Origin of the sequence: Thiothrix nivea DSM 5205 (assembly GCF_000260135.1) — a bacterium.
GTDB lineage: Bacteria > Pseudomonadota > Gammaproteobacteria > Thiotrichales > Thiotrichaceae > Thiothrix > Thiothrix nivea.
In genome coordinates, this window is sequence record NZ_JH651384.1 from 1,126,346 (window position 1) to 1,152,114 (window position 25,769).

The following is a 25,769-nucleotide window of genomic DNA, read 5'->3' on the forward strand; positions in this document are numbered from 1 at the left end:
CACCCGCCGTGCGTTCCAGGCGGACATGAGCCGGAAATATTGTGCAGGCAACGCCCGCCAGACTGAAAGGTGTTTTGGCTGGGGTCGGGAGGGGGTGCAGTTGGGTTTGGAGGAACAGCGCAGCGGCATGGTTTGCGTGGGTGCGCAGGCGGCGTATTGTGGCCAGAAGCGCTGGGAGGAAACCCAGCCGGAAGCGGCAGCCGCCTTGCTGGCGCTGGCGGAAGCACATAGCCAGCAAGACCCGACATTCCGCAGCAGCATCGCCTACACCCGCCTGACGGCGGCGGAAGCCATCCGGCAGTTACAGGCCATGGGTTTCAGCGGTGGACAAGTGCCCGCCCCCAGCACCATGGCGCGGATACTCAACCGGAATGGCTACCGCCTGCGCAAGGTGGAGAAAGCCAAGCCGCAAAAAAAATTCCAGAAACCGACGCCATCTTCGCCAATATCCAGGCCAACGATGGGCAGTTTGCCGATGGGGCGGTCAAACGCCTGAGCATGGACTGCAAGGCGACCGTCAACATCGGTGACTACTCACGGGGCGGGAAAACACGGGGTGACAATAAAGCCGCTGACCATGAGATGGGCTGCAAAGAGAAATACATCCCTTTTGGCGTACTGGATGAGGACAGTGGGCAGGTTTACCTGACCTTCGGCAGTTCCAGCAAAACCAGTGACTTCATCGTGGATTCCCTGTGCCGGGTATGGGAACAGATGCCTTCTGCTGACAAGGACGCCTGCCAGTGCATCCAGATCAAAGCGGACAATGGCCCGGAAAGCAGCGGGATCAGGACGCAATTCCTCAAGCGCATGGTGGAATTCGCCAACCATACCGGTAAGACAGTCCACCTGCTGTACTACCCGCCTTACCACAGCAAGTACAACCCGATTGAACGCTGCTGGGGGATTCTGGAACAACACTGGAACGGCACCCAGCTCAAGGATGCCGAAACCCTGCTGGAATGGGCAAAAACCATGACCTGGAAAGGCATCAACCCCATGGTCGAATTCAGTCGCAAGGTTTATGAGAAGGGTGTGACCCTCAGCAAAAAAGCTATGGAGGCTGTTGAGGCGAGGCTGGAAAGAAATGCTGCTTTACCAAAATGGGACATTCTGATTCGCCCTGTTTTTGGGTAATGTCTTTGAGGTAAATCACCTAAAGATACCGCCGACGACCCGCAGGTCAATCGCCGCAATGCCGCGCGCAAAACCAACCCCGAGCACCGCGCCCACCAGCGTATGGGTGGTGGAAACCGGAATTCCGGTATACGATGCCATCACCACCGTCATGGCCGTGGCAATTTCCGCAGAAAAGCCACGGGTTGGCGTCAATTCGGTAATGTTATGCCCAACCGTCTGAATAACCTTGTAACCCAGAGTCGCCAGACCGATAACGATGCCAATCGCCCCCACCAGCAACACCCATGGCGGCACGCTGGCCTTCGCCGCCATCACGCCACTTTGCGCCACGTCAATGACTGCCGCCATCGGCCCAACTGCATTGGCCACGTCATTGGAACCGTGCGCAAACGCCATGGATGACGCAGTAAACACCATCAAAACAGCGAAGATTTTTTCCACATTGGCGTAATGGAAACGCTTTGACTCTGCTTGATCGGCCAGTTTCACACGGCTGATCAGGACACGCCCGATAAGGGCAATAATCACGCCGATCACCACCGACATGATCAAATCCATCCCACCATCCAGATGCAAACCGACGTGTTTCAAGCCCTTCTTGATGGTCAGCAGGGAAAGCACGAAACCCACCATGAACAGGTAGAACGGCCCATACTTGATCGCGTTTTGCAGTGGGTTTTTGGTGTTCAGCACCAGCTTCTGGATGCTCATGAATATCATGAACGCCACCACGCCCGAGATCACCGGGGAAAACACCCAACTGGTCGCGGTCGTGGCGACGGTATCCCAGTTGACCGCATCCACGCCCACGCCAACAGCCGCGAAACCGACCACTGCGCCAACGATGCTATGGGTAGTGGAAACCGGCCAGCCGCGCTGGGTCGCAATCAGCAACCACAAACCCGCCGCCAGCAACGACCCCAGCATCCCCCATACCAGCAACACCGGCTGGGCGCTGAAGGCATCCATGTCCACCAGCCCTTTGCGGATGGTATCTGTCACCTGCCCACCCGCCAGATAAGCACCGGCAAATTCAAAAATAGCCGCCAAGATCAGCGCCTGCTTGATGGTAATGGCCTTGGAACCTACCGAAGTCGCCATGGCATTGGCAACGTCATTCGCCCCGATCCCCCACGCCATGAAAATGCCGAATACGGCGGCCAGCAGGATGTAAATGCCCGTGGCATCTGTGAACAATTCCATGTTTCCCCCCTATCTCGCCAGCATCAGTTGCAAACGGCTACCCACGCGCTGTGCGTCATCGGCCACCCGCCCCATCCACTCGATCAGGCGATAGGTAAACATGACATCGGTAGGCCGCAGGGTATCTTCCAGGGTAAACAGGATTTTGCGCAGCTCAACCTGGCACTCATCGGTCTGGCGCTCGATCCGGCTCAGTTCCTTGAGCATTTCTTCCACATGCTCAACTTCCATGCCACGGAAACCGGTTTCCACCAGTTCGTCCAGCTCGTTGATGACTTCCAGCGCCTGCTTGACCGCTGCCACGCAGCGCTGGGTGTATTGCAGGAACAGGGTTTGCATACTGTCGTGCAGGCGCATGTTACGCCCTACCACCATTCCGGCAATATCCTTGGCCTGGTTGATGATCTGGTCCTGCATCCACAGCACGTCCAGCAAATCGCGGCGGTCTACCGGCATGAAAAAGCCGCGCGGCAGGTTGTGGCGCAAATCCTTTTTCATGTCATCCGCAAGGTGTTCGCTTTCCACGATGGCCTGATGCGCGGCTGCAATCTGTTGCTCATCGTCGCTGTTCATGCCCTCGACGAGCATGACCAAATGCTTGATTCCCTTATAAACACAGTACATGTGCTCCTGCAACGGACGTATCGGCGACTTGCCGAATAATCCTGCAATATGGCTTTTGGGCATAGCACTCACCTTTCCAAAACTGTCAAAACGCGGATAGTATGAATACCCCGCCAGTAGAGTCAAAGCGAAATGTTAAGTTTGCGTTAAAATTCCAGCCTTGTTTTCCTGTCTTCAGGCACAGGGATTGGAGTCAGACATTTGTTGCCCCTGCATTTCCTGCCAGCGATGCAACCACAATGTGCACCCCAAGGTCAGGCTATAAACCAGTAGCGAACCCGCCACGATGCCCAACCACCCCTGCCAAGCCCAGAACGGGGCCAGCAAAAACCCGCCCGCACTCGCCCCCATGTAATAAAACACCAAATACAGCGAAGAAGCGCTCGCCCGCGCCTTCAGCGCATGATGGCTTACCCAGCTGCTCGCCAGCGAATGGGTAAAAAAGAAGCCGAAACTGCTGACCATGAAACCCAGCACAATCGTCAGCAGGTTAGGAATCAGCGTCAGCAAACTTCCGCACATCAGCAACAGAACCCCCAGTGCCATCCCCACCGGAGGTGAAAGGAACTGCGCTACCCGCCCCGATACCGCCGCCGCAAACGAACCGGTCAGATACGTCAGGAACAACATCCCCAGCGCATGTGGCGACAAATGATAGGGCGCATCCGCCAGCACAAAGGTGATGTAGCTGTACTGATTCAGGAACACCATGAAATTACCAAACGCAATGCAATATGCCATCAACAACACCGGATTGCGCAAGTGCCCGCCCATATCCTGCATGACATGTACCGGGTGCAACGGCTTGGCATGAAAATTCCGCGATTTTGGCAACAGCAACACGAATGCCACCACCACCAGCGCACTCACCACGCCCATTACCCCAAACGCCGCTGCCCAGCCGTAATGCTCCCCGACAAAACCGCCCAGCATCCGCCCGGTAACACCCCCAAGGCTGTTGGCACTGATGTAAACACCCACCGCCAGCACCACCGCTTTGCGGGTGAACTCATCGCCCATGTAGGCAATCGCAATCGCAGGCAAGCCGCCGAGGAAAAAGCCCTGCAAACCGCGTAACAGCAGCAACATCGGGTAACTTTCCACCTGTGACAAAGCCAGCGTGACCAGCACGGAACCGGCCATCGTCACCACCATGATCGGCTTGCGCCCAATCGCATCCGACAGCGGCCCATACACCAGCAAGGACAAGCCCAGCGTCAGCACGGTAATGGTCAGGCTCCAGCTTGCCTGCAACTCGCTCAACTGAAACTGCTGCGCCAGCGTTGGCAACAATGCCTGAACCACATGCAGATTGGCGAAAATCATCGCCGAACCCAGGCACAAAGCCCAGGTGGCAAAGCGGAAATCGCGGCTGTTGGTTTCAATCATAACGTTATCCTCTGTACGAACCCTTCCAGAATAGTTGCACCGCAGCAATTGATAAAATATATAGTTAATATCGTTTCGATAACGTTTGTTTACTGACAGGTGGCTACATGGATTTCAAACAACTGCGTTACTTCCACGAAATTGCCCGCCTCGGCAGCTTCACCCGCGCGGCGGAGACACTCTACGTCGCCCAGCCCGCCGTCAGTGTAGCCATCCGCAAACTGGAAGCCGAACTGGAATTGACCCTGTTCCACCGCCACGACCGCAAGGTGACGCTGACTGACGAAGGCGCACGCCTGCTTCCCCACGCCCAACGCATCCTGCAAGCCGTCAGTGATGCACAGCTGGAAATGCAGGAGCTGAAAGGGCTGACACAAGGCAAGGTGCGTGTCGGCATCCCCGGCATGTTGGGTTCCTACTATTTCCCACCGATCCTGATGGCCTTCCGCCACCGCCACCCCAACCTGAGCCTGCAAGTCGTGGAAGGCGGCACCTGGCAATTGCAACAAATGCTGGAAAGCGGCGAACTTGATCTCGCCGTGATCGTGCGCGATTTCGTGCCACCGGAATTGGAAGCCAGAACCTTCCAACGCGAGGAAATGCGTGTGGTGGTGGCGCAGGATCACCGCTTCGCCCAACAGGCTTGCATCAGCCTGAGCGACTTTTTCAGCGAGGAACTGGTGATGTTCCGCCCCGGCTATTTCCACCGCAAAATCATTGACCGGCTGGCTGAAGAAGCAGGCGTCACCCCCAACATCGGCTTTGAAACCAATCTGTTGCCGCTGATCAAATCGATCATCAAGCAGGGTTTCGGCATTTCCACCCTGCTGAGCATGGTGGTAAAAGAAGACGCGGATTTGATCGACCTGCCGTTTGCACAGCCGGTGTGGCTGGATTTGTGCATTGCGTGGCGGCGCGAAGGTTATCTGTCACGCGCAAACCGTGCCTTCGTCGATTTCCTGCTGGAACAAAACCCGGCCTGATGCCACACTTACACCCACAACCCGAAGTCAGGAAGACCCCATGCCCGCGAACAAAGTTGTCCATATCAAAACCGAAGCCGCGCAGATACCGCTCTCCCCTGCGCAGAAAAAATTCAACAACCTAATCAAGAAGATCGACACCCAGAAGAAACTGCTGGCCGAGTGGCAGGACACTTTTGAAACCGTGCGTCAGGAAGCCGCCCAAAAACTCAACCCACTGCGCCAGACCATGCTCGAACGCCAAGCTGACATGGCGAACCTGCTAGACCAGCAATTCACCGGCCACAAATTCACCCTCAACCAGCAAGAAAAGCTCAGCCACCTGATCAGCGAACTCTGTGAAGAATTGTTGCGGACGGAAGATAACGACGCCATCAAAACCCTCTACAACAAATACAGTGGCGGCGACTACGACAGCGAAGCACAGGAAGAGCAGGAAATGGCCAGTGACTTTATCAAAACCATGCTCGAACGCGAATTTGGCATTTCACTGGAAGATAACGAGTTTGATGTAAACAACCCGCAGGCGACGGCGGAACGGCTGGCCGAAAAGGTCAAGCAACGCATGGATGAAACCGAAGCCGCCGAGGCTGCCCGTCCCAAACGCAAAAAAACCGCCAAACAAGAAGCCAAAGAAGCGCGCGAGGCCGAAGAAGCCGCCAACGTCAGCAAATCCATCCAGGCTGTTTATCGCCAACTGACCAGCGCCCTGCACCCCGACCGCGAGCAAGACCCGGCAGAACGCGAACGCAAGACCGAACTGATGCAGCAAGTCACCGTCGCTTACGGCAACCGCGACCTGCTCAAGCTGCTGGAACTGCAATTGTCGGTGGAACAAATCGACCAGGGCAAGCTCAACAACATTGCCGCCGACCGCCTCAAACACTACAACAAAATACTGTCTGACCAACTACGGGAAATACAGGATGAAGTTCTGTACAAGGAAGACGAAATCCGCGCCATCCTGCGGGTTGACCCGTTCGAACCGCTTTCCCCCAAACGCCTGGGCGTATTGCTCAAACAGGACATCCGCACCATGCAGGAAGAAACTGCCCGCATCGAACGTGATTTGCGACTATTCCGCGATGTGAAACAGCTCAAGGCGTGGCTGAAAGGCTACCGGATTCCAGCGCCTGAGTTTGACCCGTTTCTGGATGGGTTCCCACTGTTCCGTTAGCCACTACCCATCAAGGCTTCTATTTCCGGCAGCGCATCCCCCCCTTGCTGCTGGAACAGGCTTAACGCAGTGCTGCCCATTTCTGCCCAATGTACTTTACCCCATTCCGCCCAAGCCGCAATCTTTTGCGTATCACCGGTTTCATGCCAGTGCTGGTACGCCTCCAGCAGTTGCGGTGCCAGTTTCTTGCGCATGGCAGTGAGGTTACCGAAATAGAAATGCATGGAAGCCGGGTTATCCCGTGCCAGCAATTCGGGGATGGTATACAGCGCATCCGCCAGATGGTCACGCACTGCCCGCAGCATAATGTCGGCGTGGGAAGGCGGCAGCGCAAACAACATCTGTTGCCAGGCTGCGTCGCCCAGCACCTGCCCGGCTTTCACCTCACCGATTTCATGCGCCACGATCATATCGGCTTCGGCAGCGGCCATCACATCCAGAGCAGCCTCCACGTCGGCGTCGAAATCGTAGCAGGCAATCGCCCGGCCTAGCGGGCTGTCGATGCCATTCCAGCGCCATTCCTCAACTTTTTCCCACAACAGGCGGCGCAAGGATTCGCGGCGGATGAAAACGTGCTTGCCCTGGTTCATGGCGGGCGGTGCTTCCACATCACGCGCCAGTTCACGCCCGGCAACCAGTATGGTGTAGCCATCGTGCTCGATTTTCTGCTCCAGCTCGGCGAGGAAAAACAGCGGGCGGCAGCGGCGGCCATAGCCAGCGCTATAGACCAGCCCATGCCCGTTAAGCTGGGCATTGATGGCCTCATTGTCGAAAGGGTCATACTCACCACTGCCATTGATAGGCAAAGGCACGAACGCCTGCTCATCCAGCGCGTCCCAAACCGCTTCGCGCTGGGTGAGCCAGTCGCCCACATCATCGCTGGTCAGCACCTGCTGGAAACCGACGCCTTGTTCCCAGCGGTAAAACTCGCGCATTTTCAGCAGGTAGACGCACAGGGTGTAATCCCCCGCGTGACGCGCATCCGCAATGTGGCAATTGCGTTGCACAGCCTGGATCAGATCGTGGTGTTGGTGCATGGCCTTATCTCCCGGATTTGCTGGGATAGTAGCAAGCTTCCCGCCCGCCCGCGCATTTCCGCACAGAGTTTCCCTGAAATCCGCCGCAGCGGGCGGCAACACCGCGACGTCAGGCGCGTTCAGGCATCCGCCATAACAGCAATGCCCCCAGCGCGAACAAAACCAGCACCGCCAACAAGCCCAACCTCGGCGACCCTGTGAGCACACCCACCCAGCCGACCAGCAACGGCCCCAGCACGGCGGCGAACTTACCCAGCATATTGTAAAAACCAAAAAACTCCGTCGCCTGCTCCGCTGGAATCAGGCTAGCGTACAGTGAACGGCTCAGCGCCTGCACCCCGCCCTGCACCAGCCCAACCATACCCGCCAACAGGTAAAACTCCCACGCTGCCTGCATCCGCACCGCCAGCAGCGTGATCAGCACATAGCCCGCCAGCGCGATCAGGATACCGCGCTTCGCCCCCAGCCGGTTGCCCAACCAGCCAAACACCAACGCCGCCGGAAACGCGATGAACTGCGTCAGCAGTAACGCGGTGATTAGGCTATCGTCAGCAAACCCCAGTGCCTTGCCATAATCCACCGACATCAGGATCACTGTATCCACCCCGTCGATATAAAACCAGTAAGCCAGCAGGAACATCCCCACCACCCGCAACTGGCGGATATGCCGGAACGTATCCAGCAACTGGCGGAAAGACTGCCGCATCAGCATGGGCGGGCGTTGCGCTGCTTGCGCCACCCGGCGCCGTTCCTTCACCCACAACCATAGCGGAATGGAAAACACCGCCCACCAGACTGCGGTAATCCCAAAAGCCCAACGCACCGCCATGCTGTTATCCACCAGCCCGAACCATGCCGGTTTCAGCGTCAGCAGCACGCACAACACAAATAATAAACCACTGCCCAGATAACCGACGGCAAACCCCAGCGCCGACACCCGGTTGAAATCCTTTTCCTCCGCCACATCCACCAACAGCGAGTCATAAAAAATGTTCGCCCCCAGAAAACCGACGATCGCCAGGATGAAAGCCGCCATCGCCCACTGCCACTGGCCTTCTCCTACCTGCGACAAACCCAGGGTAGCGCCCACGCCGAGGGTGACGAAAGCCGCCATCATCGGCTTCTTGATCCCACCCTGATCGGCTATCGCCCCCAGAAACGGGGCCAGCAACATGATCGACAGGCTGGCGATGGCGTTGGCAGTCCCCAGGTGCAGGGTAATTTCGCCAGACGGCAACCCGCCCGCCCAGTATTTACGGAAAAAAATCGGGAAAAAAGCGGTCGCCACAATCAGGATAAAGGCCGAGTTGGCCCAGTCATAGAATGCCCATGCCCAACGCTGTCGGTTATGCGAAAAGTTAGTTGAATTGGGCATCACTCCCCCTGCTTAACAACCAGAATGACTCAAGACGCCCATCATATCCGATAAAGGGCACGACCACCGCCAGCGACCGACAAATAGCTGCCCAAAATTCGCACCGACCCTCGGGTTGACCTGCATTGTCAGGCCACCGTTGCTGGCGGTATATTCAGGGTAACAAGAATGTTAAATAGCTAGGAGAGTAATATGAGCCAATGGATGCCAAAATGGCACTCGCTGTTGTGTGTTTACCTGTTCGCTGGCGCTTCCGCACCTGCCGCCGCCTTCGACAGCGATGCTTACAGCGGCGTGTGGACAAACCAGACCCCAGCCCTCACGCTGAAAATCGACGGCGACCATGCCGATCTTGCCATAGGCGGCAAAACCCAGGCTAGTGCTACCTTGCAATACATGGAAAGCCAGCTCCCCACCGCCCCCTTCCTGTACTTCGATGCCCCTGATGAATCCGGCAAACAGATGCATCAGCTTTACCTGATGGTCAGCACCGATGTCCATAACCAGCCACGTCTCAACGGCTATTACGACCGGGTTGCGCTGGACAGTACCGGGGCAAAAGTAGCAGCTGAATCTTTCCCGCTAAGCCTTGAACAATTACACCAGCAAGCTTCCGCACACTAAACCCCTGGTGACAACAATCAACCGCCCCACCCGTTTAATGGTGAGGGCGGTTACTCCCCATAAATCTTTTATTTCCGTGCTTTCCATCACAAAAATACCCACTATAACCCCTCTGTATTTATACCTTATCTATATGGTATATGGTAATCTGTTTTATACATGCTGTGGCTTAAGATTAAGCGCACCAGTATACTATAGGGTACTATTATTGATGACAGATTTATCATGGCGAGGGATAGCATGAAGCTGGTAAACAACCCCATGGTCAGCATCGGGCTACCTGTATACAACAGGGAAACGCTGATTGCAGAGACACTGGATTGCCTATTGGCACAAACCTTTACAGATTTTGAAATTATTATTTCCGACAACCATTCGACGGATGGTACGGAAACCATTTGCCGCCAGTACGCCGAGCGGGATTCCCGTATCCGCTACATACGGCAGGAAAAAAACCTTGGCATTTTCGGCAACTTCCGCTTTGTCAAGGATGCCGCCCAGGACAAATATTTCATGTGGACTGCATCGGATGACCTGTGTGAGCCCGAGTTTATCGGTTCGATGGTGGAATGCCTCGAAGCCAACCCCGAGCTGGCGTTGGTCATGACGGATGTTAAAACCATTGCCAATACCGGGCAAGTCGTTCACGTTGACCGCATGGAAGCAATCCGCCTGCCTGAAGTGGTCGGCCACGCTGAGGCCAACCGCCTGTTGTTTTTCAACTATGGCGACCCTAACCACTTGTACCACTGTATTTTCGGGCTATGCCGTACCGATGTCGCCAAACAATGCTGGTTCCCAACCAAAACCTGGAAAAACATGGTGGCCGACCTGGAAGTTGCCTACCTGGCACAGGTTGCCGTGCGCGGCAGTATTGCCACGCTCCCTGCCCCACTGAAGACCTACCGTTCCCACACCGGTTCTACTTATGTCAAGGAAATGACTGGCCGCCGCTTGTTTGACAAGGTAATGCGCGGGCTGGAAATCCGCTTTTCCCTGCTCGGGACTGCGCTGACCAATGACCTGCCCTGGAATGTCAGGCTGAAACTGTTTTTCAGGGTATTCCTGTCATCCATGTGGTCAGTGCGCAATTTTCTCCGCGGCAGAAGCGTCACCGCCCTACCAAGTCCGTAAGCCGGGTTGCTTATAGCCCCTTACACGATCTTGCTTCCTTGCTGGCAGTAAGCCCATAACGGGCTTCTCCAGCAAGGCATAACTGCAACTTGCCAGCAGGACAATGCTGGCTGCTGTGGCAAAGGTTACCAGCCAATAACCAACCAAACCAAGCTGGCTTAGGATACCGGCCTTGGCCAGCATGTTCAGCACCAGCCACAAAACCAAACCATGCATCAGGTAAATGCCATAACTGATGTCCCCCAACCAGACCGCGCTTTTGTGTTTCAGCAAACCGAAAAGGGATGCCCCACCCACCACAGCAGCAAACAGGATGATATTGCCAATCACCGCGACAGCACTATAGGCATATTGCATGAAAAATAACGAGACTAACGCCCCTGCCGCCAACCAACGGATAATGTTGCCCTCAATCACCGCCTTCAACCGGTCGATCTTGAAAGCGTAGGCAACCATGACCCCACCAAGAAACTGCGCCGTATAAAGCGAGATGCCGCCCTCGCCCCCCCGTTGCCAGCGAAACAGCAATATCGCCCCCAGCATCGCCGCACACAAAACCAGTGCAGCCCGTAGCTGGACAAAACGGCTAAACACATGAATGGCCGGGACAGCAAACAGGTAGAACATTATTTCGTATTTCAGGCTCCAGTTGACATTAGCGATCAGTGTCCATGACATGGGGTAAGCATTGATGTCAGGCCGCCCAAAGCAGACGAAAGTCATCCACACCCAATATTCCTTGATAATTTCCCAAACGGGTTCGTTGAGCGCCCAATTGGAAAGGTAGAACACCAGCCCAAAAATACTGCTGACAATCAATGCATACAATGGCACCAGACGCAGTACACGTGAAGCATAAAGCCGCTTCCAGTCAATTGTTGGCGCAAGCGCCTTCAAGGTGAACAGGAAACCCGTAATCATGAAAAACAAAGATACCGTTGTCTGACCCAACTGGTTAAAGACAGGGCTGGTACTCCACTGCCACTCCCCCCCACTGAAATACACATACATGGCAAACGCATGATGGATAAAGACACCGGTCGCCAACACTCCCCTTAACCCGTCAAGTGAACCATAACGGCCAGAAGGCACGGTAAGCGACTTGGCAAAAGTATCTTGCCTGATGAAATAACTGGCAACAATAAACATGAAAACATAAATGGAAACTGCATAAACGGTTGCAGCAACGGGAGCAAACTCAAGCTGGGCAGGTGACATTGGAAATATTATCCATTCGCTAGGGAATGGCCGACAAAATTAAAGCCGACAACTATCCGTTGTTTAGATATAAACAAAGTATATATGAAAATAATTGTATACACTAGACAAAACCAGCTACAAACCGCCAGCCACAGCCTAACCGAAAACACCAGATAATTTCAACGATCAAAAATAAGCTTTATTTTTACAATTAGAAAACATCAACAGAGGCTATCTTCCATATATTATTGGTATATTCCTGAATCGAGCGGTCAGAAGAAAACTTGCCCATACGCGCCACGTTGAGGATAGACATACGCGTCCATTCCTGTCTGTCACGGTAAGCTTCGCTGATACGTGCCTGGCAATCCACGTAGGAGCGGTAATCAACCAATACCTTGTAAGGGTCACCGTTCAGCAGGTTATCCACCAGCGGGCGAAACAGTGTGGCGTCGCCGTGTGAAAAATAGCCACTAGCCAGAAAATCCAGTGCTGATTTCAACTCCGGGTCATTCTGGCAGTAATCCTGCGGGTGGTAACCCTGCTGCTGCAAGGCCGACACTTCCGCCTCGGTCATGCCAAACAGGAAAAAGTTTTCCTTACCCACTTCCTCGCGGATTTCAATATTCGCCCCATCCAACGTGCCAACGGTCAGCGCGCCATTCAGGGCAAATTTCATGTTGCCGGTGCCGGAGGCTTCCTTACCCGCCAGTGAAATCTGTTCAGACACATCGGCCCCCGGGTAGATGCAATGAGCTGTCTTAACGTTGAAATTGGGGAAAAACACCACCCGCAAACGCCCATCCATGTCCGGGTCGCGGTTGATCACCTCCGCCACTGAATTGATTGCCTTGATGATCAGTTTGGCCATGAAGTAACCGGGAGCAGCCTTGCCGCCAAACACGAAAGTACGCGGTGGAATATCCAGCCCCGGATTGTCTTTCAAACGGTTGTACAGGGTAATGATATGCAGCAGGTTCAAATGCTGGCGCTTGTATTCGTGGACACGCTTGACCTGCACATCGAACAAGGAATCCGGGTCAATCTTCTGCCCGGTAGCCGCCAGCGCATGACGCGCCAACCGTTCCTTGTTACGGCGTTTGACCTTCTGCCACTGCTGCTGAAAATCAGGGTCATCCGCCAGGGCTTCCAGCTTGTGCAGACTATCCAGATCAGTTACCCAACCACAACCGATGCGCTCACGTAACAGATGCGCCAACGGCTGATTGGATAGCAGCATGAAACGCCGCGGCGTTACCCCATTGGTCACGTTGGTGATCTTGTCCGGCCATAGTGCGTGGAAATCCGGCAATACGTTCTGCCGCAACAGTTCACTGTGCAGTTCCGCCACTCCATTGACTTTGTAACTACCCACCACGGCCAAGTGCGCCATCCGCACCTGCGGGCGTGCGCCTTCCTCAATGATCGACAGTTTTTCCAAATGGCCATTCAGGCCGTGGATTTTCATGCGCGCTTCGTCCAGAAAACGGCTGTTGATTTCGTAGATGATTTCCAGATGGCGCGGCAATACCTTCTTGAACAAATCCAACGGCCACTTTTCCAGCGCTTCCGGTAACAGGGTGTGGTTGGTGTAGGCAAACGTGTTACGGGTGACGTGCCAGGCAGTGTCCCAATCCATCTGGTTGCGGTCTACCAGCAGGCGCATCAGCTCGGGGATGGCAATGGCCGGGTGGGTGTCATTCAATTGTGCCGTATATTTATGGTGGAACTGATCCAGCGGGTCGCCGCTTTGCAGGTAAATACGCACCATGTCCTGCAAGGAGCAGGAAACAAAGAAATATTGCTGCTCCAGCCGCAAACGCTTGCCTGCTTCCGGCTCGTCATTCGGGTACAAGACTTTGGTGAGGTTTTCCGAAGTGACTTTTTCGTTGACCGCGCCATAATAATCGCCGGTATTGAATGCCTGGAAATTGAAGGATTCCGCCGCTTCCGAACTCCACAGGCGCAACAAATTGGTGTTTTTCACCCCGTAGCCCATCACGGGCGTGTCATGCGCCACACCGATCACGCGCCACTCCGGAATCCATTTCACCCGCAATATGCCGTCAATGTCCTTGAACTGTTCGGTATGCCCACCGAAATGCACGTTGAAACGCAAGCGTGGGCGGGGAATTTCCCACGGGTTGCCGTAACTCAGCCATTTGTCGGTTTTCTCAACTTGCCAGCCGTCCTCGATTTCCTGGCGGAAAATGCCGAATTCGTAGCGGATGCCATAACCGATGGCGGGAATCTTCAGGGTCGCCATCGAATCCATGTAACAAGCCGCCAACCGCCCCAAGCCACCGTTGCCTAGCCCCGGCTCGACTTCCTCCTCCAGCAGGCTCTCGAAATCCAGCCCCAGTTGGGCGACGGCTTCCTGCACTTCCTGCCAGATACCCAGCGCGAGGATGTTGTTGGCCAAATGCGGGCCGGGCAGGAATTCCGCCGACAAATAACAGACCGTGCGGCTTTTGTTCGCCTTGTAGGTTTTCGCCGTCACCATCATGCGCTCCAGCATCCGGTCGCGCACCGCATGCGCCAGCGCATTGTACCAGTCACTCTCGGAAGCGACATCGGGGAAACGGCTTTGGGTATGCACCAGGTGTTCAAGGATCGACTGTTTGATGGCGGCGGCATCCATGCCGACGCGGGTGGACTGGATTTTACTGCTGGTCACTTCACTCATGCTCACTTATCCGTTTTGTCATTTTGCCACCTGACGCAAAACATCTTTTTATTATTCGCGTTTCAGGCAGGGACATTTAACAATGGGCAATGGATTTTCCGCAACACCTGTTCCGAGGTACTTCCCCGTAAGGCGTCGAAGAAACCGTTGCGCCCCTCCGTCACCATCACAACCAGATCGCTGTGGGTTGACTGCGCGGTTTGCAGGATACCACCCACCACATCGCCTTTTCCGTATACCCATTCCCAACTCAACTGGCTGTCGGCAGGCAAACGCACGCTTGGCGCATTGCCTTCATCCCCAATATATAGCAGGGTTACACGGCCTGTTGGCAATTCCAGTAATTCAGACAATGCCTGCACCGCACCAATCGCCGCTTGTGGGCGTGGCTGGTTGGCGACAGGAACCAGAATATTGCCCAGCGACAAACTGCCATCGGCACGGTTGACGAACCCTTCAGTTCCTTCGGGGATCAGTAGGGCTTGCTCACCGCTATTCCTGACAATCAGGTCGCCCACTGAATGCCGTAGCCATTCAATACCAGCGCTGTGGCGGTGCACTGCCAACACCACCAGATTGGCGGCATATTCCTCAAGATAATCCTGGCAGGCTTGCACCGGGCTGCTGCGGTGGGAAATCACTTTGCGTACTGACAAGCCCAAGTCGCGGATGGCGTCCTGGCCACTATCGGGCGGAATGCATCCCCACTGCCCCAAAATGCCCCGCACACTCGGCAAATCCTCGCGGTGGACATGCTGTTTGCCCGCCACATGCATAACGGTAAACCCGCCCTTGGCCGCCAACGCCAACCTCAAGGCATGGACAAACGCAATATCACTGGCGGCAGATAGGTCAGTTGGATGAAAAATGTTGCTGATCGTTGGCATAGCTGGCTCCTCCTGTTGGGTTTGGCAGGCGTAATGATAACAACAAAGCCATGCCTATAAACCACGCTGACATCAACAAACAGCCTGTTAATCCCCACACTTGGTACGACCAGCCGGACAACACCGTACCCGCCAGCCGCCCACCCGCATTCGCCATGTAATAGAAACCAACCTTCAGCGCCACCTTATCATGGTCGGCATAAGCCAGAATCAGGTAGGAATGCAGCGCGGAATTGATAGCGAACACCACCCCGAACACCAGCAAACCCGTTACCAGCACGGTTCCCGCATCCCAGCCCTGCCCCAACGCCACCACAATACCTACCGGAACCAGTAACAGGATCAGCGCCCAAACTTGTACCGCCCTTGCCCCCGGCGCGTGTTGTTTCATCCCCAGCAATTTCGGCGCGCTAGCTTGTACTAACCCGTAGCCAATCACCCACGCCGCCATGAACGTGCCGACCTGCATGAAACTCCAACCCAGCACCCCCGCCATGAATACTGGAACGGCCACCACGAACCACACATCCCTCGCCCCGAACAGGAAAAACCGCGCCGCCGAAAGCCAATTGATGGCGGGCGTATTGGAAAACACCTGACTGAATTTCGGCTTGGCCTTGGACTTGCCCAAATCGTCTGGCAACAACAGCAAGGTCAGGATGGTGATAACAAACAGACCCAAAGCCAACACCAGCAAAGCCAACTGGAACCCAAATGCTTGCAGCAAGGCCGCGCCGAGAAAAAACCCGACGCCTTTCAACGCATTCTTCGAACCAGTCAACACCGCTACCCATTTGAACAGGCGAGCATCCGCCCCGGCAGGAACCAGCGTTTTCACGCTGGCTTTCGCCGACATTTTGTTCAAATCCTTGGCAATGCCGGACAGCGCCTGAGCAAACATCACATACGGCGCGGAAAGCCACTGCGTCGGCATCAGCATTGCCAGCGCCGCCACCTGCATCGCCATTCCCAGGTGCATGGTCACGTTCAACCCCAGCCGTGCCGCCAGCCAGCCACCGACCAAATTGGTGACAATGCCGAAAAACTCGTAGAATAGAAACAGCATCGCCACCTGAAACGGCGAGTAGCCAAGCTGGTGGAAATACAGCACCACCAACATGCGGATAGCACCATCGGTCAGGGTAAACGCCCAGTAACCGCCGGTAACGGCCAGGTAATTGCGCAGGTCGAGGTTCATCAGAGGCTGGCCACCACTTTCGCCGCCAGTTCCATCATACGGTTCATGTAACCCCACTCGTTGTCATACCACGCATAGATTTTCACCTGTGTACCATCAATGACCATGGTGGAAGGCGCATCGATGATGGAAGACAACGGGTTGCCCTTGTAATCCACCGACACCAGCGGGCGTTCTTCGTAACCGAGAATGCCTTTCAGGTAGGTTTCGGATGCTTCCCTGAAATGACCGTTCAGCTCTTCCGCCGTCACTTCACGCGCCGCTTCAAATACAAAATCGGTCAGGGAAGCATTCAGCAGCGGAATCCGCACCGCATGGCCATTGAGCTTGCCTTGCAGTTCCGGAAAGATTTTGGTGATAGCCTTGGCGGAACCGGTGGTAGTCGGGATCATCGACTCGCCGCAGGCGCGCGCCCGGCGCAAATCCTTGTGCCCCTTGTCGATGATGGTCTGGGTGTTGGTGATATTGTGCAGCGTGGTCATGCAGCCGTGCTTGATGCCGACCTTTTCGTGCATAACCTTAACCACGGGTGCTAGACAGTTGGTGGTGCAGGAAGCTGCCGTTAGCAAATGATGTTCTTCCGGCTTGTACCAGTCATCATTCACGCCGTAGACGATGTTCAGCGCACCTTCGACCGGTGCAGCCACGATAATCTTTTTCACGCCCTGATCGAAATACGCCTGTAACTGTTCAACTTTGCGGAACTTGCCGGTGCATTCCAGCACGATGTCACAACCCGACCAATCGGTATCTTCGATGGCTTTGTTGGAGGTGTAGGCAATCGGCGCGCCATCGACAAACATATTGGCATCATCCGCACCGCATTCCGGCTGCCAGATGCCCTGCACGGAATCGAATTTCAGCAGATGGGCAGAAGTGACCGCATTGCCCGCAATGTCATTGACCTGTCTGAAAGTGAACGCCGGGTTGCCCCAGGCCGCGCGGATACCCAGCCGCCCCATGCGCCCGAAGCCGTTGATGCCGATGTTTGCCATGATGTTATCCTGAAGTTATCAAATATGGGGAGGGATTATATTCGCCAAATCAGATATGATGAAAGCTTTCCTACCGTTGTCATATAATCTTCATAAATGATCCAGGAGTTACCCGTGTTAGCAAAACTGTTACAAGCTGTTACCTGCCTCATGTTGCTTGGCCAAGCCGCCCATGCGTTTGAACCGGCCACCGAAAAAGTCACCGATAATGTCTACGCCATCGTCGGCGAAATCGATCAGCGCAGCGCGGAAAACCAGGGCTTGAACAATACCACTGGCTTCATCATCACCAACGACGGCGTGGTGCTGGTCGGTTCTGGCGCAACCGTAGGCAGCGCGAAAATGCTGGAAGCTGCCGTCAAATCCGTCACCGACAAACCCATCAAGCAAGTGCTCAATATCGGCGTACAAGACCATCACTGGATGGGCAACAGCCATTTCCTTGCACAAAAAATCCCGGTCAGTGCCCTTGCCAAAACGATGGAAGGCCAGAAAGCGCAGGAAAGCATGAACCGGATGCGCCTCTCCAGTGGCATCGGCGGCAAGCCGGAAGACCTGACAGTGGAATACCCCAGTGAAACCTTCGACGGCGATGAAAAGACCCTGACCATCGGCGGCGTGGAAATGTCGCTACGCTACCTGGGTGACGCACACTTCCCCGGTGATGCCGTGCTGTGGCTGCCCAAGGAAAAAGTCGTGTTCACCGGCGACATCGTGTTCAACGACCGGATGCTGGGCATACTGCCGGAAATATCCAAAGTGAAAGACTGGCAGGCAACCTTCAACAAAGTGGCGGAACTGAAACCGGAGCATGTCATTCCAGGGCATGGCAACCCCAGCGACTGGGCGACCGCACAGAAAGACACCGGCGATTACCTCGACTGGCTGGTGACGGAAGTGGGCAAGTCACTGGACGAGATGGAAGACCTGGGCGATGCAGTCAAGCGCCTGTCAGCGGATGAGACATTCAACTTCCTGCACATGCATGAAGAACTGAATGGGCGCAATATCCATCAAAGCTATCTGCAACTGGAAACGGAATAAATTACCAACCCCCCAAACCCTGGCTAAGCTGGAATTCTACACCAGAGTGGCTGATACAGCCTTAATTTGTTCTTCCTCCCCGCATGCTGTAGACTCGTGCCCTTAGTCAATCAAGCAAACCTGATTTACATCAACAATCGGGTGCTTGTCGTTACAGGGAAACAGCCTTCTCTTCCCTGCTTTTTCGGGTTCGCAGAACCCTCACCTACGCTCCTACGAGCTTTCTTAAAATCCGGTAAATGCTTGCAGTCTCACGACTGGTTCGAGTTATTGTCTTGAAGTTACTTCAACGCGCCTGCTGCTGCCCGGAATTACTCAAAGTACAACGAGGTCGCCATGCATAACACAAACAGTCACATACAATCATTTGGGCAAAATCCAACCGCTATCCGGGATACCAACCATTACACTCAGGAATACATTACTTCGTTCGTTGAAAAATGGGATGAGCTCATAGACTGGGAAAAGCGCTGGGAAAGCGAAGGTGAGTTTTTTATCGAACAACTGCGTTCATATGGGGTTGAACGGGTGCTCGACGTGGCCACTGGCACAGGGTTCCACTCCGTGCGCCTGCTCAGTGCCGGTTTTGATGTTGTCAGCGCTGACGGCAGCCCGGAAATGCTGGCAAAAGCTTTCCAGAATGCTTATGAGCGCGGTTTTGTGTTACGCACCGTGCAGGCTGACTGGCGCTGGTTGAACCGCACTGTCCATGAACAATTCGACGCGGTGATTTGTTTGGGCAATTCATTCACGCATTTGTTTGCTGAACATGACCGGCGCAAGGCATTGGCTGAATATTACGCCACCCTGAACCATGACGGCATTCTTATACTAGACCAGCGTAACTACGACGCCATTCTGGATGAAGGTTTCAGCAGCAAACATAAATATTACTACTGTGGGGATCAGGTGGTCGCTGAACCGGAATACATCGACAACGGCCTGGCGCGGTTCCAATACCAGTTTCCCGATGGGGCAAAATACCATCTGAACATGTACCCACTACGCAAGCAGTACACCCGCAACCTGATGCATGAAGTTGGCTTCCAGCAGATTGAAACCTACGGTGATTTCCAGGAAACCTTCAAGGCCAACGAACCGGATTTCCTGGTGCACGTTGCAGAAAAAACCTACCAGCAGGATGATCAAACGGAGGCTGTTGCATGAGCGCCCACTATTCCCCAACCGTCGATACGGCGAGAAATTATTACAACAGTGAGGATGCCGACAACTTCTACGCCATGATATGGGGTGGCGAAGACATCCACATCGGCTTGTACCAGTCGCCTGATGAAAGCATTACAGCGGCAAGTCACCGCACGGTACAGCACATGGCGGACAAGCTTGACCTCAAACCCACCAGCAAGCTGCTGGACATTGGCGCTGGCTATGGCGGGGCTGCCCGTTATATCGCTACCCGGTTTGGCTGCAAAGTCACCGCGCTGAACCTGAGCGAAAAGGAAAACGGACGCGCCCGCCAACTAAACAAACAAGCCGGTCTGGATGGGCAAATTGATGTCGTTGACGGGAGTTTTGAAACCATACCGGCCCCTGATGCCTGTTTCGATGCGGTGTGGTCACAGGATGCCATCCTCCACAGCGGGCAACGCCAACAGGTCGTTAAGGAAGTCGCGCGGGTATTGAAACCGGGTGGCCATTTCATTTTCACCGACCCCATGCAGTCGGATAACTGCCCTGAAGGCGTGCTGGAGCCTATCCTTGGCCGTATCCACCTGGATTCCCTGGGTTCACCCGGCTTTTACCGTTCCACTGCGGCTGAACTGGGTATACAACTGCTTGGATTTGAAGAGCTGACCCCGCAGCTAACCCAACACTACACCTGTGTGCTGGAAGAGACGGTAAAACGTCAGGCCGAACTCGAAAAAACCGTGGATGCCGCTTATCTTGAGCGCATGAAAACAGGGCTTGGGCACTGGATTGAAGGTGGCAAACAAGGGTATCTGGCCTGGGGAATATTCGTTTTCCAAAAGCCAGCATGACACAGGAGCTGAACACGTCTGCCAAAACCCGCTATCAAGTAGGGCAGGATAATATCCAGCTTTGGGGATTCGACATCCATAACCCTGTATTCATGCTCAGTGCCATGCTGATTTTCATCTTTGTCATCGGCACCTTGCTGTTTCCTGTTGACGCCAAAAGCCTGCTGGAAGCCGCCAAGGAAGGGATCATCCAGCATTTTGACTGGCTGTTCATGTTGGCAGGCAACCTGCTGATCGTGTTTTGCCTGTTGGTCGCGGTATTGCCAACAGGCCGGATCCGTCTAGGCGGGAAGGATTCCAAACCGGATTTTTCCCGGCTTTCCTGGTTCTCGATGTTGTTTGCGGCAGGTATGGGCATTGGCCTCATGTTCTGGAGTGTGGCTGAACCGGTCGCTTATTACACGGACTGGTATGGGACGCCCTTAAACCTGACCCCCGGAACCCCTGAAGACGCCGACCTGGCCATGGGGGCAACCTTATACCACTGGGGTCTGCACCCGTGGGGCATTTATGCTGTGATTGGCTTGTCATTGGCCTTTTTTGCCTACAACTGGCGGCTCCCCCTGAGCATCCGTTCCGCCTTCTACCCCTTGCTCGGGGAGCGGTGCTGGGGTTGGGCAGGCCATATCATTGATTTGCTGGCTGTGCTCGCCACCATTTTTGGTTTGGCGACCTCCCTGGGGTTGGGTGCGCAACAAGCCGCGTCAGGGCTGCATTTTCTGTTTGGCATTCCCGACGGCATTGATCTCCAGATTGGCATCATCATTGGCGTCACATCCATCGCGGTGATTTCTGTCGTGCGCGGGCTGGATGGTGGCGTCAAGATACTCAGCAACATCAATATGGGGCTGGCGCTCCTGCTGATGCTGTTTGTACTGCTTGCCGGGCCGACCCTGGCAATTTTCTCGACCGCGCGCGCAACAGCCATGAGTTACGTCGAGAACCTGATCCCTTTAAGCAACTGGGTCGGGCGTGAGGACGAAACCTGGATGCACGGATGGACAGTCTTTTACTGGGCCTGGTGGATATCCTGGTCGCCCTTTGTTGGCATGTTCATTGCCCGCATTTCACGGGGACGCACAGTCAGGGAATTCATCATTGCCGTGCTGCTGGTGCCTACTTTGGTAACATTATTATGGATGTCGGTGTTCGGCGGAACCGCGCTGGAACAGGTAAAAGACCATATCGGCCCCTTGAGCGACGGTATCAGCAGCGTCTCGCTGGCCATGTTCCAGATGTTTGAAAACCTGCCTTTTACAGCCTTGATTTCATTTCTGGGTATTGTTCTGGTGCTGGTATTTTTTATCACGTCCTCGGATTCCGGTTCGCTGGTGATTGACAGCATCACTGCCGGTGGAAAACTGGACGCCCCAGTCCCACAACGCATTTTTTGGGCAACGCTCGAAGGCCTGATTGCAGCTGTCCTGCTGTTTGGCGGTGGCAATCAGGCACTCAACGCGCTTCAGGCTGGCGCTATCACAACCGGCTTGCCGTTCACACTGGTCTTGCTGCTCATGTGTGTCAGCCTGTTTTCAGGTTTGCGCTCGGAATTGCATAATCCGTACATTCAGGACTGAATCCAGCCTTCAATCGCTGCCTTGGAAGGCAGGCCGCCTGCATGCACCACCTGCCCGTCGATCACCACACCGGGGGTCGACATCACCCCGTAACTGAGGATCGCAGCCATATCGCTGACTTTTTCCAGCGAAATTTCCACGCCCTTGGCAGTGGCAGCTTCCTGAATCAGTTTGGCGGTTGTGTCGCAATTGGTACAGCCGCTACCCAATACTTTGATCTCTTTCATGTTGGTTTCCTCGATTAGCAACAGGGTTGGCCGGAAGCGGTCGGGCTACAGCAGGGCGTGGCTTCTTCCTTCACCGCAATGTTTAGCATTTTCGGTTTGGCTACCGCTTTTTCCGCACTGGTGTTGAGCGGACTCGAAGCACAACAATCAGCCTCATCCGGGCAGCATTCTTCGTTGAAAGTTGCATCCAGCTTTTGCGACGCTTCGTCGCGGATGTGGCGGGCAATCTCGATTACGGTGCGGATGTGCGCTTCCGGCACACCCATCTGGCGCAGCTTGTCGATCTGACACAGACCCATGTCAGGGTGCTTGGAAGCAATGCCGGACGCCAGCGATACCAGCGCGACAATAGATGAATGCAGGGATGGTTCAGACATATACAGTTCCTCAATAAAATAAGGCCAGCAGGTTGAAAGCCCAGCCGACCAGTGTGAAGGCAAGTGCCAGTACGGCGGCGTAAATACCCAGTGCTTTCCAGTGGATGACCTTGCGCAAAATCAGCATTTCCGGCAGCGATAACGCGGCGATGCTCATCATAAACGCCAGCGTCGTGCCCATCGCCACGCCCTTGCCAATCATGGCCTCCGCCACCGGAATCACACCGGTTGCGTTGGAATACAGTGGCACGCCCAGCAACACTGCCAATGGCACGGTATACCAATCATCGCCGCCCAGATGCTCCATCACCCAAGCTTCCGGCACGTAACCGTGGAATAGCGCACCAACAGCGATACCCAGCAGCACCCATTTCCAGATACGGCGCACGATTTCCTTTACTTCACCCACGGCGTAACGGTGACGACCCAACAGTGAAGTATCCGGCGCTGCCATCTGTAGCTTACCCATCTGGATTTTCCACACGTAATCTTCCACCCAGCGCTCCGGCTTGCACCATTCCATCACTACCCCACCGACGTAGGCAACCGCCAGACCGGCCAACACGTACAACGCTGCCAGTTTCCAGCCTAGGATTCCGGCAAGCATGACAACCGCGACTTCGTTGATCATTGGGCTGGCAATCAGAAAGGAAAAGGTTACGCCCAACGGAATGCCCGCTTCCACAAAGCCGATAAACAGTGGTACGGATGAGCAGGAGCAGAACGGAGTGACCGCCCCTAGCAGAATGGCCAGCGTGCGTGCCAGCCATTTGGGTTTGCCGCGCACGTATTCGCGCACTTTTTCCGGGCTGAGCAAAGCACGCAGCAGACCCATGAGATAAATGATGACGATCAGCAGGACGAAGATTTTCGCCACGTCCATGACAAAGAAATGCAGGGCAGCGCCAAAATGAGATTCGGGTGGCAGCCCCATTCGCTGGTAGACGAGCAGATTGGCGAAGGTTTCAAACATGGCTCTGGCCGGATTGAAAATGAGCCACCACTATATACGTTAAATTATATATATGAAATAGCAGATATATAATTCAGGGCCATTAGTTGCATGATGGGCAAACCAGATTCTGCCTCTCCGCACCCAACAGACGTATGCTGTCAGCTGCGAAAGGTTCCTGCCCTGCCCCAGCCGTTTGCAGAACATTCATAATATCTTCCACCCATTGCGGCAATTCCGGATGCAGACGGTAGTAAACCCATAACCCAGACTTGCGATCCAATAGCAAACCGCTTTCGCGCAGGATGGCGAGATGGCGCGAAATCTTCGGCTGTGCCAGTTCCAGCGCCTGCGTCAGTTCGCACACGCACAACTCTTCCTTGCCCACCAACAGCATGAGGATGCGCAAACGGGTCTGATCGGCCAGGGCTTTAGTGAAGGTTTCCAGTTGCATGTTCAGCTCCGCTTGGTAACATCTGGGCATGACATATTATGTATCACAATTCGGATTATTTATGGGTTGCCAGAATAATACCTTTGCCATATTCTCAAAACATTAGGGCTATATTGAAATAACATCATGTATTTTCATCATCAATCACGTTTGTTGGCAACCGCCATCATATTATGCCTCATGCTGACCGCTTGCGTGCCTTCCAGCATGATCCGCAAAGACAAAACGCAAGATGACCCCCATCTTGAAGCAGCCGACACCAACGCGCAAATCCTCTGGTGGAAAAGGTTCGATGACCCACTCCTGACTTGGCTGATCCAGGAAACACTACGGGCAAACCCGGATCTGAAGACAGCTGAAGCCAACCTGCGCAGTGCGCGCGCCAGACGGAAAATGGCTGACGCCAGCTTGCTACCCAACCTGTCAGCCAGCGCCTCCACCCCACTGGAAGAAGACAACAGCAACAGCTACAACGCTAATCTCGACGCCAAATGGGAAGCTGACCTGTTTGGCAGCAACCGCCTATCAACCCAAGCCTCCGCAGCCGATGTCGAAGTATCCAAAGCCCTGCTGAAAAGCCTGAAAATCTTTCTCGCCGCCGAAGTCGCCAGCACCTACGTCGACCTGCGCCTAACCCAGGCAGTGCGGGAAGCCTATCTGCAAAACCTCGGCTCCCGCAGCCAGGCCATCAACCTGAGCCAACAGAAACGCCAAAACCACTCACTGCGCAGCCTGGAAATCGGTCAGGCCCAACTGAACCAGGGTGAGCTGCAAGCCCAACTGCCCGCGCTGGATAACAGTATTGAGCAATTCCAACATGCGCTTGCCGTACTCAGCGGCATGGAACCACGCGCCATCAAGCCCTACCTGACGGCTTCCCGCCCCATTCCCGGCGATGCTGTGAATCTGGCACAAACGGTTCCCGGCCACGCCATCCAGCGGCGTCCCGACCTGTTGGCTGCCGAATACCGGGTCAAAGCCGCCAGCCTGCGTCTGGGCCAAGCCAAAGCCAACCTGAAACCGCGCATCGAACTGGGCGGCTCTTTCAACCTCAACGACCTTAGCCTGGATGTCGGCAGCATCGCCCGCACCCTGCTGACCTCGGTCAGCCTGCCGCTGTTTGACGGCGGCAAGCTCAAGCAGAATGTCGAAATCAGGAGCGCCGAATACGACAAGACCCTGTACGACTACCGCAAAACCATCCTGATCGCCCTGCAAGACATGGAAGACGTTTATTCCAGCCTGCAAGCCATCCGCCGACAGCACCCGCAAGTAACGCACAATCTGGAACTGGCACAAACAGTGGAAAAACTGTCGCAACGCAACTATCTGGCTGGTCGGGTCAATATCCAGAACTTGCTCGATGCCCAAACTGCCATGCTGGATAACCGCAAAGCTTTGTTAACCCTCCAGGCAGACAACACCCAGGCCATCATTACCCTGTACAAGGCCATCGGCGGCGCATGGTAGGCATGGTAAGGTGGTA

General features: G+C 54.8%; 23 protein-coding genes and 1 pseudogene. 10 read left to right on the forward strand and 14 right to left on the reverse strand.

What is annotated here, in order from left to right; translation table 11 throughout:
• Positions 1-127 precede the first annotated feature (127 nt).
• Positions 128-1,137 (forward strand): annotated as a pseudogene (locus THINI_RS24115) (ISAzo13 family transposase).
• Between the two features lie 15 nt (positions 1,138-1,152).
• Here the strand turns inward: THINI_RS24115 and THINI_RS05835 are convergent.
• The 3 genes from THINI_RS05835 to THINI_RS05845 all read right to left on the reverse strand — a co-directional run bounded on the left by THINI_RS05835 (position 1,153) and on the right by THINI_RS05845 (position 4,356).
• On the reverse strand, positions 1,153-2,343 hold the full coding sequence (locus THINI_RS05835; protein ID WP_040840133.1) for an inorganic phosphate transporter: 1,191 nt from the start codon (positions 2,341-2,343) through the stop codon (positions 1,153-1,155).
• A gap of 9 nt (positions 2,344-2,352) precedes the next feature.
• Positions 2,353-3,030 (reverse strand): TIGR00153 family protein, encoded by a 678-nt coding sequence (locus tag THINI_RS05840; RefSeq protein ID WP_002707725.1) that lies wholly within the window; start codon positions 3,028-3,030, stop codon positions 2,353-2,355.
• 111 nt (positions 3,031-3,141) lie between these two features.
• On the reverse strand, positions 3,142-4,356 hold the full coding sequence (locus tag THINI_RS05845; RefSeq protein WP_002707726.1) for an MFS transporter: 1,215 nt from the start codon (positions 4,354-4,356) through the stop codon (positions 3,142-3,144).
• Between the two features lie 107 nt (positions 4,357-4,463).
• Here THINI_RS05845 and THINI_RS05850 point away from each other — a divergent pair, with 107 nt between their 5' ends.
• Together THINI_RS05850 and THINI_RS05855 are read left to right on the forward strand one after the other, a co-directional pair.
• A complete protein-coding gene (locus THINI_RS05850) occupies positions 4,464-5,339 on the forward strand; it encodes a LysR family transcriptional regulator (protein WP_002707727.1) in 876 nt (291 codons plus the stop codon).
• Positions 5,340-5,379: 40 nt separating this feature from the next.
• Positions 5,380-6,516 carry a hypothetical protein gene (locus THINI_RS05855; protein WP_002707728.1) on the forward strand — a complete coding sequence of 379 codons (1,137 nt, stop codon included), beginning with the start codon at positions 5,380-5,382 and terminating at the stop codon, positions 6,514-6,516.
• Here the strand turns inward: THINI_RS05855 and THINI_RS05860 are convergent.
• On the reverse strand, positions 6,513-7,553 hold the full coding sequence (locus tag THINI_RS05860) for an Sfum_1244 family protein (protein WP_002707729.1): 1,041 nt from the start codon (positions 7,551-7,553) through the stop codon (positions 6,513-6,515). The two genes, THINI_RS05855 and THINI_RS05860, sit on opposite strands and share 4 nt — an antisense overlap.
• A 109-nt stretch (positions 7,554-7,662) precedes the next feature.
• Positions 7,663-8,928 carry an MFS transporter gene (locus tag THINI_RS05865; RefSeq protein WP_002707730.1) on the reverse strand — a complete coding sequence of 422 codons (1,266 nt, stop codon included), beginning with the start codon at positions 8,926-8,928 and terminating at the stop codon, positions 7,663-7,665.
• Positions 8,929-9,120: 192 nt separating this feature from the next.
• Between THINI_RS05865 and THINI_RS05870 the strand changes: the two genes are divergently transcribed.
• Together THINI_RS05870 and THINI_RS23215 are read left to right on the forward strand one after the other, a co-directional pair.
• A complete protein-coding gene (locus THINI_RS05870) occupies positions 9,121-9,552 on the forward strand; it encodes a hypothetical protein (RefSeq protein WP_002707731.1) in 432 nt (143 codons plus the stop codon).
• Positions 9,553-9,792: 240 nt separating this feature from the next.
• A complete protein-coding gene (locus THINI_RS23215) occupies positions 9,793-10,686 on the forward strand; it encodes a glycosyltransferase family 2 protein (protein ID WP_002707732.1) in 894 nt (297 codons plus the stop codon).
• On the opposite strand, the gene THINI_RS05880 is transcribed toward THINI_RS23215, so the two are convergent.
• The 5 genes from THINI_RS05880 to THINI_RS05900 all read right to left on the reverse strand — a co-directional run bounded on the left by THINI_RS05880 (position 10,672) and on the right by THINI_RS05900 (position 17,652).
• The gene (locus THINI_RS05880) at positions 10,672-11,904 is read right to left on the reverse strand and encodes an acyltransferase family protein (RefSeq protein WP_002707733.1); all 1,233 of its coding nucleotides are present in this window, start codon (positions 11,902-11,904) and stop codon (positions 10,672-10,674) included. The genes THINI_RS23215 and THINI_RS05880 overlap by 15 nt on opposite strands.
• Before the next feature lie 193 nt (positions 11,905-12,097).
• A complete protein-coding gene (locus THINI_RS05885; protein WP_002707734.1) occupies positions 12,098-14,572 on the reverse strand; it encodes a glycogen/starch/alpha-glucan phosphorylase in 2,475 nt (824 codons plus the stop codon).
• 62 nt (positions 14,573-14,634) lie between these two features.
• On the reverse strand, positions 14,635-15,459 hold the full coding sequence (locus THINI_RS05890; protein WP_002707735.1) for a universal stress protein: 825 nt from the start codon (positions 15,457-15,459) through the stop codon (positions 14,635-14,637).
• A complete protein-coding gene (gene arsJ / locus THINI_RS05895) occupies positions 15,425-16,657 on the reverse strand; it encodes an organoarsenical effux MFS transporter ArsJ (RefSeq protein ID WP_002707736.1) in 1,233 nt (410 codons plus the stop codon). Before arsJ ends, THINI_RS05890 begins: the two co-directional genes overlap by 35 nt.
• Positions 16,657-17,652, reverse strand: coding sequence for an ArsJ-associated glyceraldehyde-3-phosphate dehydrogenase (locus tag THINI_RS05900; RefSeq protein ID WP_002707737.1), 996 nt, complete (start codon positions 17,650-17,652; stop codon positions 16,657-16,659). Before THINI_RS05900 ends, arsJ begins: the two co-directional genes overlap by 1 nt.
• A 114-nt stretch (positions 17,653-17,766) precedes the next feature.
• Between THINI_RS05900 and THINI_RS05905 the strand changes: the two genes are divergently transcribed.
• From THINI_RS05905 to THINI_RS05920, 4 genes are all read left to right on the forward strand, one after another.
• Positions 17,767-18,696 carry an MBL fold metallo-hydrolase gene (locus tag THINI_RS05905; protein ID WP_002707738.1) on the forward strand — a complete coding sequence of 310 codons (930 nt, stop codon included), beginning with the start codon at positions 17,767-17,769 and terminating at the stop codon, positions 18,694-18,696.
• A gap of 336 nt (positions 18,697-19,032) precedes the next feature.
• Entirely contained in the window at positions 19,033-19,863 is an 831-nt protein-coding gene (locus THINI_RS05910) for a glycine/sarcosine N-methyltransferase (protein WP_002707739.1), read from the forward strand.
• Positions 19,860-20,696: an SAM-dependent methyltransferase gene (locus THINI_RS05915; RefSeq protein ID WP_002707740.1), complete on the forward strand. Its 837-nt coding sequence runs from the start codon at positions 19,860-19,862 to the stop codon at positions 20,694-20,696. The genes THINI_RS05910 and THINI_RS05915 overlap by 4 nt, the downstream gene beginning before the upstream one ends.
• Positions 20,693-22,273 carry a BCCT family transporter gene (locus tag THINI_RS05920; RefSeq protein WP_002707741.1) on the forward strand — a complete coding sequence of 527 codons (1,581 nt, stop codon included), beginning with the start codon at positions 20,693-20,695 and terminating at the stop codon, positions 22,271-22,273. Before THINI_RS05915 ends, THINI_RS05920 begins: the two co-directional genes overlap by 4 nt.
• On the opposite strand, the gene THINI_RS05925 is transcribed toward THINI_RS05920, so the two are convergent.
• From THINI_RS05925 to THINI_RS05940, 4 genes are all read right to left on the reverse strand, one after another.
• Complete coding sequence (locus tag THINI_RS05925) at positions 22,264-22,500, reverse strand: thioredoxin family protein (RefSeq protein ID WP_002707742.1); 237 nt, start codon at positions 22,498-22,500, stop codon at positions 22,264-22,266. The two genes, THINI_RS05920 and THINI_RS05925, sit on opposite strands and share 10 nt — an antisense overlap.
• 14 nt (positions 22,501-22,514) lie before the next feature.
• The gene (locus THINI_RS05930; RefSeq protein ID WP_002707743.1) at positions 22,515-22,877 is read right to left on the reverse strand and encodes a hypothetical protein; all 363 of its coding nucleotides are present in this window, start codon (positions 22,875-22,877) and stop codon (positions 22,515-22,517) included.
• A 10-nt stretch (positions 22,878-22,887) separates the two neighbouring features.
• Positions 22,888-23,850: a permease gene (locus tag THINI_RS05935; RefSeq protein WP_002707744.1), complete on the reverse strand. Its 963-nt coding sequence runs from the start codon at positions 23,848-23,850 to the stop codon at positions 22,888-22,890.
• Positions 23,851-23,932: 82 nt separating this feature from the next.
• Entirely contained in the window at positions 23,933-24,283 is a 351-nt protein-coding gene (locus THINI_RS05940; protein WP_002707745.1) for a metalloregulator ArsR/SmtB family transcription factor, read from the reverse strand.
• Positions 24,284-24,409: 126 nt separating this feature from the next.
• Between THINI_RS05940 and THINI_RS05945 the strand changes: the two genes are divergently transcribed.
• Positions 24,410-25,753 (forward strand): efflux transporter outer membrane subunit, encoded by a 1,344-nt coding sequence (locus THINI_RS05945; protein WP_002707746.1) that lies wholly within the window; start codon positions 24,410-24,412, stop codon positions 25,751-25,753.
• Positions 25,754-25,769 lie beyond the last annotated feature (16 nt).

Excerpts from the sequence above, each read along its gene's own strand:
- THINI_RS05835 (WP_040840133.1), bottom strand. The coding sequence starts at position 2,343 with ATGGAATTGTTCACAGATGCCACGGGCATTTACATCCTGCTGGCCGCC.
- THINI_RS05840 (WP_002707725.1), bottom strand. The coding sequence starts at position 3,030 with ATGCCCAAAAGCCATATTGCAGGATTATTCGGCAAGTCGCCGATACGT.
- THINI_RS05845 (WP_002707726.1), bottom strand. The coding sequence starts at position 4,356 with ATGATTGAAACCAACAGCCGCGATTTCCGCTTTGCCACCTGGGCTTTG.
- THINI_RS05850 (WP_002707727.1), top strand. The coding sequence starts at position 4,464 with ATGGATTTCAAACAACTGCGTTACTTCCACGAAATTGCCCGCCTCGGC.
- THINI_RS05855 (WP_002707728.1), top strand. The coding sequence starts at position 5,380 with ATGCCCGCGAACAAAGTTGTCCATATCAAAACCGAAGCCGCGCAGATA.
- THINI_RS05860 (WP_002707729.1), bottom strand. The coding sequence starts at position 7,553 with ATGCACCAACACCACGATCTGATCCAGGCTGTGCAACGCAATTGCCAC.
- THINI_RS05865 (WP_002707730.1), bottom strand. The coding sequence starts at position 8,928 with ATGCCCAATTCAACTAACTTTTCGCATAACCGACAGCGTTGGGCATGG.
- THINI_RS05870 (WP_002707731.1), top strand. The coding sequence starts at position 9,121 with ATGAGCCAATGGATGCCAAAATGGCACTCGCTGTTGTGTGTTTACCTG.
- THINI_RS23215 (WP_002707732.1), top strand. The coding sequence starts at position 9,793 with ATGAAGCTGGTAAACAACCCCATGGTCAGCATCGGGCTACCTGTATAC.
- THINI_RS05880 (WP_002707733.1), bottom strand. The coding sequence starts at position 11,904 with ATGTCACCTGCCCAGCTTGAGTTTGCTCCCGTTGCTGCAACCGTTTAT.
- THINI_RS05885 (WP_002707734.1), bottom strand. The coding sequence starts at position 14,572 with ATGAGTGAAGTGACCAGCAGTAAAATCCAGTCCACCCGCGTCGGCATG.
- THINI_RS05890 (WP_002707735.1), bottom strand. The coding sequence starts at position 15,459 with ATGCCAACGATCAGCAACATTTTTCATCCAACTGACCTATCTGCCGCC.
- arsJ (WP_002707736.1), bottom strand. The coding sequence starts at position 16,657 with ATGAACCTCGACCTGCGCAATTACCTGGCCGTTACCGGCGGTTACTGG.
- THINI_RS05900 (WP_002707737.1), bottom strand. The coding sequence starts at position 17,652 with ATGGCAAACATCGGCATCAACGGCTTCGGGCGCATGGGGCGGCTGGGT.
- THINI_RS05910 (WP_002707739.1), top strand. The coding sequence starts at position 19,033 with ATGCATAACACAAACAGTCACATACAATCATTTGGGCAAAATCCAACC.
- THINI_RS05915 (WP_002707740.1), top strand. The coding sequence starts at position 19,860 with ATGAGCGCCCACTATTCCCCAACCGTCGATACGGCGAGAAATTATTAC.
- THINI_RS05920 (WP_002707741.1), top strand. The coding sequence starts at position 20,693 with ATGACACAGGAGCTGAACACGTCTGCCAAAACCCGCTATCAAGTAGGG.
- THINI_RS05925 (WP_002707742.1), bottom strand. The coding sequence starts at position 22,500 with ATGAAAGAGATCAAAGTATTGGGTAGCGGCTGTACCAATTGCGACACA.
- THINI_RS05930 (WP_002707743.1), bottom strand. The coding sequence starts at position 22,877 with ATGTCTGAACCATCCCTGCATTCATCTATTGTCGCGCTGGTATCGCTG.
- THINI_RS05935 (WP_002707744.1), bottom strand. The coding sequence starts at position 23,850 with ATGTTTGAAACCTTCGCCAATCTGCTCGTCTACCAGCGAATGGGGCTG.
- THINI_RS05940 (WP_002707745.1), bottom strand. The coding sequence starts at position 24,283 with ATGCAACTGGAAACCTTCACTAAAGCCCTGGCCGATCAGACCCGTTTG.
- THINI_RS05945 (WP_002707746.1), top strand. The coding sequence starts at position 24,410 with ATGTATTTTCATCATCAATCACGTTTGTTGGCAACCGCCATCATATTA.